General features: G+C 58.4%; 7 protein-coding genes and 1 pseudogene. 2 read left to right on the forward strand and 6 right to left on the reverse strand.

Features of this window, described 5'->3' with window-relative positions; genetic code table 11:
• Together ABYT07_RS17415 and ABYT07_RS17420 are read right to left on the reverse strand one after the other, a co-directional pair.
• Window positions 1–425: pseudogene (locus tag ABYT07_RS17415) on the reverse strand (biopolymer transporter ExbB); the annotation flags it as partial.
• A 74-nt stretch (window positions 426–499) separates the two neighbouring features.
• Window positions 500–1,030, reverse strand: coding sequence for a gamma-glutamylcyclotransferase (locus ABYT07_RS17420; protein WP_372993299.1), 531 nt, complete (start codon window positions 1,028–1,030; stop codon window positions 500–502).
• 70 nt (window positions 1,031–1,100) lie between these two features.
• Between ABYT07_RS17420 and ABYT07_RS17425 the strand changes: the two genes are divergently transcribed.
• Entirely contained in the window at window positions 1,101–2,105 is a 1,005-nt protein-coding gene (locus tag ABYT07_RS17425) for a DUF2125 domain-containing protein (RefSeq protein ID WP_372993300.1), read from the forward strand.
• A gap of 87 nt (window positions 2,106–2,192) precedes the next feature.
• On the opposite strand, the gene ABYT07_RS17430 is transcribed toward ABYT07_RS17425, so the two are convergent.
• From ABYT07_RS17430 to rpsD, 3 genes are all read right to left on the reverse strand, one after another.
• Window positions 2,193–3,113 (reverse strand): prephenate/arogenate dehydrogenase family protein, encoded by a 921-nt coding sequence (locus ABYT07_RS17430; RefSeq protein WP_372993301.1) that lies wholly within the window; start codon window positions 3,111–3,113, stop codon window positions 2,193–2,195.
• Between the two features lies 1 nt (window position 3,114).
• Window positions 3,115–4,197: a histidinol-phosphate transaminase gene (hisC, locus tag ABYT07_RS17435; RefSeq protein WP_372993302.1), complete on the reverse strand. Its 1,083-nt coding sequence runs from the start codon at window positions 4,195–4,197 to the stop codon at window positions 3,115–3,117.
• 154 nt (window positions 4,198–4,351) lie between these two features.
• Entirely contained in the window at window positions 4,352–4,972 is a 621-nt protein-coding gene (gene rpsD, locus ABYT07_RS17440) for a 30S ribosomal protein S4 (RefSeq protein WP_372993303.1), read from the reverse strand.
• A 218-nt stretch (window positions 4,973–5,190) separates the two neighbouring features.
• Here rpsD and ABYT07_RS17445 point away from each other — a divergent pair, with 218 nt between their 5' ends.
• A complete protein-coding gene (locus ABYT07_RS17445) occupies window positions 5,191–5,961 on the forward strand; it encodes an SDR family oxidoreductase (RefSeq protein WP_372993304.1) in 771 nt (256 codons plus the stop codon).
• Between the two features lie 101 nt (window positions 5,962–6,062).
• Here the strand turns inward: ABYT07_RS17445 and ABYT07_RS17450 are convergent, their stop codons facing one another.
• On the reverse strand, window positions 6,063–7,217 hold the full coding sequence (locus tag ABYT07_RS17450; RefSeq protein ID WP_372993305.1) for an NADH:flavin oxidoreductase/NADH oxidase: 1,155 nt from the start codon (window positions 7,215–7,217) through the stop codon (window positions 6,063–6,065).
• Window positions 7,218–7,263: the final 46 nt, after the last annotated feature.

Genomic DNA, 7,263 nt, shown 5'->3' on the forward strand with positions numbered 1-7,263 from the left:
ATGTTGACGATGTAGCGCGTGATTTCACGCGCCTCGTCAATGCGGGTGGATACGGAATCAAGGATCGACCGCGTTGACGTTGCATTCACTTGCATCCGCGCTCCGCGGGTGCGCAGCAAAGATGCCAACGGGGCCAGCAGCTGTGGCGCTATGGTGTCAGGATCAGGGGCATCAGAGGCAAAATTTTCAATCCAGCGGACCGATCCGATCAGTTGCAGCACCTGATAAAAACAAGCGATGACACCGATGAAGAAGACTATGATAATTACACCGTTCAAATACGGGTTCGCGGTAAAAATCGGCAGCACACTTGGCAATGCCAGAAACGCCCCGACGCAGGCCAGCCCGAGGGCGATCAGCATCAGAGTAATCTGCCGCACCGGCTGAGAGAACTGTGGTTTAGAATCGTTGTCTGACTGCGCCATGCCCCGTGGCTCCTGACACTTTTGTGCTTCTGTTACGGCAGCTTACACTCAATATTAACGAATAGGCCACGGATTTATGCACAAAGTTCTTTTACACGGCCATGCAACCACTCAAGTGATGCATCATGAAGCCCGATTTGCGCCAAATGGCTGGCTGTATTGAACAGGTATTCTGTGTTCGGCCCCATCCCGCCGACTGCTGTCGCAATGATCTGCGCCTGTTCTTCCAGCGGCAACCCGCCACAATATTGTTCATGTTCCGCATCAATCACATAGACCAATGCCTCCACGGTGCGGCCATCGGTCATTTGCACATCAAGGTTTTTTTCCACATAGGCTGATGAAATCAGTTCCCGGTCGCGCAGGTACTGCAATGTTTCGTCTTCGGTCCCCGGTGCAACCCGCAGCGCGATGCCGTCGCAAGCGGTACCAACGACGGCATCCAGCGCCAGCACAAGGCCAGGCTGTGCAACCGATCCGCGGTGGTGGATCGAGCGCATGCAAAAAGACCGCGCATAGCCCGGCAAGCGGCCAATCACGCTTTCTGCTACCTCAAACCCCGGTTTCCACAGCAAACTGCCATAGCCGAACACCCACATTGCCATCTCTCTGGTCCTCTGTTGTCCGCTTGGTTAAAGCGGCTATATCAAGGGTGTTAATAAGGGTTTGAGCGTCATGGGCAAGCTGATCAAGGTCATCGTTATGTTGACAGTTTTGTGGGGTGGATGGTGGGCCATCGCATCCGCCGGGCTAGAGCGTTCGGTGCGCGCATGGTTTGACGCGCGCCACGCGGAAGGTTGGCAAGCAGATGTCGGCACCATCGAAAAAGCGGGCTTTCCCCTGCGGTTGCAGACCCGATTGAACGACATTGCCTTGGCCGACCCCGCAACAGGCACGGCCGTCAGCATGGATCAGTTCGACATCACTGCGGCGGCTTATTGGCCCGGATATGTGAACGTCACCCTGCCCAACACCCCGATCACGCTGGCCAGCCCCAGCATGCGGGCAACGCTCAACGCGCAAGATGCACAGGCCGACCTGCGTTTGCGGCCCGGCACGGCGTTGTCCTTGGAAAGCATGGTGCTGACCAGTGGTGCATGGGCCATCGACACTGTCGCCAGTGATGTTTTGGCCGCAGACACGATCGCCGTTTCCATGACCCAGAAAAAAGCAGGTGCACCAGTTTACGACTTCCGGATTGATGCAGAAAATCTGACGCCGGGTACACTGCCACGTGGATTTCTGGGTCTGCCCGCCGATTGGCCCCTCGCCTTTGAGACATTTACCGGCAGAATGACCGTGGCATTTGACACCGTCTGGGATCGTCGCGCGCTTGACCAGCGCCGCCCGCAACCCACGAACATTAACCTCCAACTGGCGCAATTCGCTTGGGGCGCGGTAGAGATACTGGCAACCGGAGAGCTTGCCGTAGATGCGGACGGGTTTGCCTCTGGTACCATATCCCTGAAGGCTGAGAACTGGCCTGCGATGTTGAATATGGCTGAAACTTCGGGCTATCTGGCCAGCGGTTTCCGCCCCCAAGCCGAACAAATGCTGGGTGCATTGGCCCAGATGAGCGGCCAGACAAGTGGCCTTGATGTGACGATCACCCTGCAAGACGGACGCATGTCGCTGGGGTTTATCCCGCTTGGGCGCGCGCCACGCATTATTTTGCGGTGACTTTGGCGCAGTGCTGACCACAACGAACTGTCTGGCCCTGCAAACGAAAAGGCTTCGCCAGCAGGATTTACATAACCGTGGGACGGATCATTTCTTGGACGGTGCGCGCCCAAAGTTTGGCGCATCGGTATCCTGACCCGCTTCGATGATCCCGCGACGGATGGCGCGGGTGCGGGTGAAATAGGCATGCAGGTGATCGCCATCGCCGGTACGAATGGCACGTTGCAGCGCAAAAAGTTCTTCTGTGAAGCGGCCAAGAATTTCCAGTGTCGCGTCTTTGTTGGTCAGGAAAACATCCCGCCACATGGTCGGATCACTGGCGGCAATCCGGGTAAAATCGCGAAAACCCGCCGCCGAATATTTGATCACTTCGCTGTCGGTCACCCGGCGCAGATCATCGGCCACGCCAACCATCGTGTAGGCAATCAGATGCGGCGCGTGGCTGGTGACGGCCAGAACCAGATCGTGGTGTTCGGCATCCATCTCTTCGACATTGGCCCCCAGGCTTTCCCAAAAGCGGCGCAGGCGCGCGACAGCATCGGCATCGGTGTCCGGAACAGGCACCAGCAGGCACCAGCGGTTATCGAAAAGCTCGGCAAAACCCGAGCGCGGGCCGGAATGTTCAGTTCCCGCCAAAGGGTGCGCCGGAATGAAATGCACGTTCTCGGGCAGCAACGGGCCGACTTGGGTGATCACATCCGCCTTGACCGACCCCACATCGGTCACAGTACAGCCCGGTTTCAAAAAGCCAGCCATTTCAGCCGCAACCGACCCCATCACCCCAACCGGCACACAAAGCACCACCAGATCGGCGTCCTTAACGGTCTTGGCAATAGAATCGCACACCTCGTCGCACAGACCAATTTCGCGGGCGGTATCGCGGGTTTCGGCGCTGCGGGCAAAACCCGAAACCGTCCCCACATTGCCTGCCCGCTTCATGCCCCAGAACATCGAGGACGCAATCAGGCCAAGCCCGATCAGGGCGACTTTTTCATAGATAACGGGCATATCAGTCGCCTTTGAATTGACGGATCGCATGTACAACACGGCGGCATGCGCTTTCATCGCCCACGGTAATGCGCAGGCAGGTCGGCAGCTTGTACCCCGCGACACGTCGCACAATCAGCCCTTGGGTTTGCAGGTAGTCATCGCAGGCTTCGGCTTCGGCCTTGGACTTGAAGCGTGCAAGGATGAAGTTCGCGCAAGATACATCCGACGGCACGCCGATCTCGGCCAGCGCATCCGCCATCCAGCCGCGCCAGCGGGCGTTCTCGACCCGGCAATGGTCGGCATATGCCGTGTCTTTGATCGCCGCTTCAGCCGCGTTCAGCCCCGCTTGGGACAGGTTGAACGGTCCGCGCACACGGTTAAGGACGTCGATGATATGTGCCGGACCATAGCCCCAGCCGACGCGCAGACCGCCAAGACCGTACAGCTTGGAGAAGGTTCGCGTCATGACGATATTATCATGCGCTTCGACCAAGGCCGCACCGCCGTCATAACCTTCGACATATTCTGCATAGGCCCCGTCCAGCACCAGAATGGCCTGCTTCGGAATACCCTTTGCAAGCCGCTCGATCTCGCTCAGACCGATCATCGTGCCTGTCGGATTGTTGGGGTTTGCGATGAACACCAGACGGGTCTTTTTGGTGCATCCGGCCAACAACGCGTCCACATCGGTGACGCGTTCGTTTTCCTTGACCTCGACCGGGGTGGCCCCATTGGCCAGCGCCGAAATACGGTACATGCCAAAGCCGTGTTCGGTGTGCAGCACCTCGGTGCCCTCGCCCGAATAGGCCTGACATAGAAACGCAATGATTTCATCCGATCCGGCACCGCAAATGATCCTGTCGGGATCCAGACCGTGCACGGCCCCGATGGCGTGGCGCAAGCTGCTGTGGTCGGATGACGGATAACGGTGCAGGTCATAGGACGCGTCGCGAAACGCCTTCATTGCAGCCTCGGACGGGCCCAGCGGGTTCTCGTTCGAGCTAAGCTTGATTACATTTTCAAGCCCCGCCACATGGGACGCCCCGCCTTGATATAGCGCGATGTCCATGATGCCGGATTGAGGGCGAATTGCGGTTGTCATCTGTCATGTCTCCTGTCGGGCGGACCTTAGCTGCGTGCCACAGCCAGCGCCACTGCGATCTTGCACCCTGCGTCATATCGGCAGGGTCGAAACGCAAAAGGGCCGCGCCGGTATGTCCAGCGCGGCCCCTTCGGCATCTGATGTGCGAGGAACCTTAGTTCTTCGCGTAGAATTCGACCACGAGGTTCGGTTCCATCACGACAGGGTAAGGCACGTCACCCAATGTTGGGGTCCGCACGAATGTCGCTGTCATTTTCGAATGGTCAACTTCCATGTAGTCAGGAACGTCACGCTCGGCCAGTTGTGTGGCTTCCAGCAATGCTGCCATCTGCTTGGAACGGTCACGAACTTCGATCACGTCGCCTTCTTTTACGCGGTAGGAAGGAATGTTAACCTTCTTGCCGTTCACTTTGACGTGGCCGTGGTTCACGAACTGGCGTGCGGCAAATACGGTTGCAACGAATTTGGCACGGTACACAACCGCGTCTAGGCGACGCTCGAGCAGACCGATCAGGTTTTCACCTGTATCGCCTTTTACACGTTCGGCTTCACCGTAAATGCGGCGGAACTGCTTTTCGGTCAGGTCGCCATAGTAGCCCTTGAGCTTTTGCTTGGCGCGCAACTGGATACCAAAGTCGGAAATTTTGCCCTTGCGGCGCTGACCGTGCTGGCCGGGGCCATATTCACGACGGTTTACTGGGGATTTTGGACGGCCCCAGATGTTTTCGCCCATGCGGCGGTCAATTTTGTGCTTGGCAGCGGTGCGTTTGGTCACGGCTGTTCTCCTTCATAAGGCCCTTGCGGGCGGTAAAGGGCGTTGTCCTCTGGCACAAAGCCCGACAGGGATCCCTTTGCAGGGTCCACCAACACCAATGAAGCCGCGCTTATACGAGGGTGATGCGGGGAGTCAATGCGCGAATGCCGGGGACTGGACAGAAACGCGCATCTGTGAACTTCTCGGGTTGGATGCATTGGAAATAAGGGTGGAACAACATGGGAACGCTGACAGGAAAGATCGCGTGGGTGACGGGCGCAGGCGGTGGCATCGGCGAAGCATCCGCAATGGCATTGGCGGCAAGCGGGGCACATGTTGTGTTATCCGGCCGCCGTCAGGCAGAACTGGACCGTGTAGCCGCCGATATAACCGCTGCTGGTGGCAAAGCCGAGACTGCGCAGCTTGATGTTGTGGACGCACTGGCCACGCAGGCGATTGCTGATGACATCGTCGCGCGCCTTGGGGGCATCGACATTTTTATGGCAAATGCCGGCATCAACGTTCCCAACCGTTCCGTTGCCGCGATTACGGCGACGGATTTCGCCAAGGTGGTCGATGTCAATCTGAACGGCGTCATGAACGGTGTTCTGGCCGTCTTGCCGCAGATGCGGACCAAGGGTGCAGGGACGTTGATTTTGACCTCATCCTGGGCTGGGCGGCACCCGTCGCGGCTGACTGGTCCGGCATATACCGCCTCAAAACATGCAGTTGTGGCGCTAAGCCATTCGATCAACCAAGACGAGGGCGTGAACGGCATTCGTTGCACAGCGCTGATGCCGGGCGAAGTTGCCACCCCGATCATGCAATCGCGGCCCAAGCCCCCGTCAGCCGAAGACCTTGGTAAAATGCTGCAAGCCGAAGATCTGGGGGCCATGGTTCGCTACATCGCCGAGGCCCCTGCACATGTCTGCATCAACGAGGTGCTGATCAGCCCGACGTGGAACCGCAGCTTTGTCGGCGTGGCCGAATTGGGCGGCATGAAACTGTGATCTTAAATCGCAAGGTTACGGCTGCGGCACGGTAACCGAAAGGTCACTGATCAATGCCGCGTGCTGCACATTGATTAGTGACCCGCCCAGCGGCGCAAGATTTAGTCAGCAGCATTCGGCTGGTAAAAGTCAGAGGTCTTTTGCCGCGCTGCCAACCACCAGCCCGACTGTTCAGGCCATGCTTCAAACAGTGGGTCAGCGCCAAGCGATTGTGCCGCATGAAGGGCCCACATCGGATCAACAAGGGCTTCCCTGCCGATAGCGATCAGATCTGCGCGGCCTTCGGCCAGAATGTCCTCGGCTTGCTTCGGATGCGTGATCAGCCCCACAGCCATTGTCGTCATGCCTACATCTTTGCGCACCCGCTCGGCATAGCCGACCTGAAACCCCGGTTGACGCTTGCTGGGGGCATTTGCCGTTGCCGACCCTGCGATCCCGCTTGAGGAACAATCCATCACATCCACACCGATGTTTTTAAGCTCCCCCGCCAACACGACCGTATCCTCTATCGTCCAGCCTTCCGGTGTGCCGTCCACAGCAGACGTGCGAAAGAACAGTGGCAGATCGTCGGGCCAAACTGCCCGGACGGCCTTGGTCACGTCCAGCGCCAAACGCATTCTGCCCGCCAGATCACCACCGTATTCGTCGGTCCGCGTGTTGGACAGCGGCGACAGAAAGCTGTGCAGCAGATAACCATGTGCGCCGTGCACCTCTGCGATCTTGTATCCTGCGGCCAATGCGCGTCGTGCCGCTGCCACGAAATCCTGAACAAGCGCATCTATCTCGGCGTGGGAAAGCGAATGTGGCGTGGGCCAGCCTTGCGCTACGGGCACGGCCGATGGGCCAACCGGTGTCCACGGCATATCGCCGCGCGCCAAATCTGCATCATCCAACGGGCCGTTGCCGAACCATGGCCGCTGCATGCCCGCCTTGCGCCCTGCATGGGCAAGCTGGATCGCCGGAATGGCACCATTGCGCAGGGCAAATTGTGCGATACGCGCATGGGCCGGAACCTGGCTATCTTCCCAAAGGCCCGGACATCCATGGGTGATCCGGCCACATTTCTGCACGGCGGTTGCTTCGGTAAAAACAATGCCGGCACCGCCGATGGCATAGCGCCCCAGATTGACCAGATGCCAGTCGTCCATATGACCCTCATGGGCCGAATATTGGCACATCGGTGAAATGACCACCCGGTTGCGGCTGGTGATGCTGCGCAACGTCAAGGGCTGGAAAAGACGGGGTAAGGTGGTCATAAACGCTCCGGTTATGTGATGAAGGAAACGCTATAGAGACGGCGAC

The sequence above is a fragment of the Sulfitobacter sp. genome (assembly GCF_041552635.1).
GTDB lineage: Bacteria > Pseudomonadota > Alphaproteobacteria > Rhodobacterales > Rhodobacteraceae > Sulfitobacter.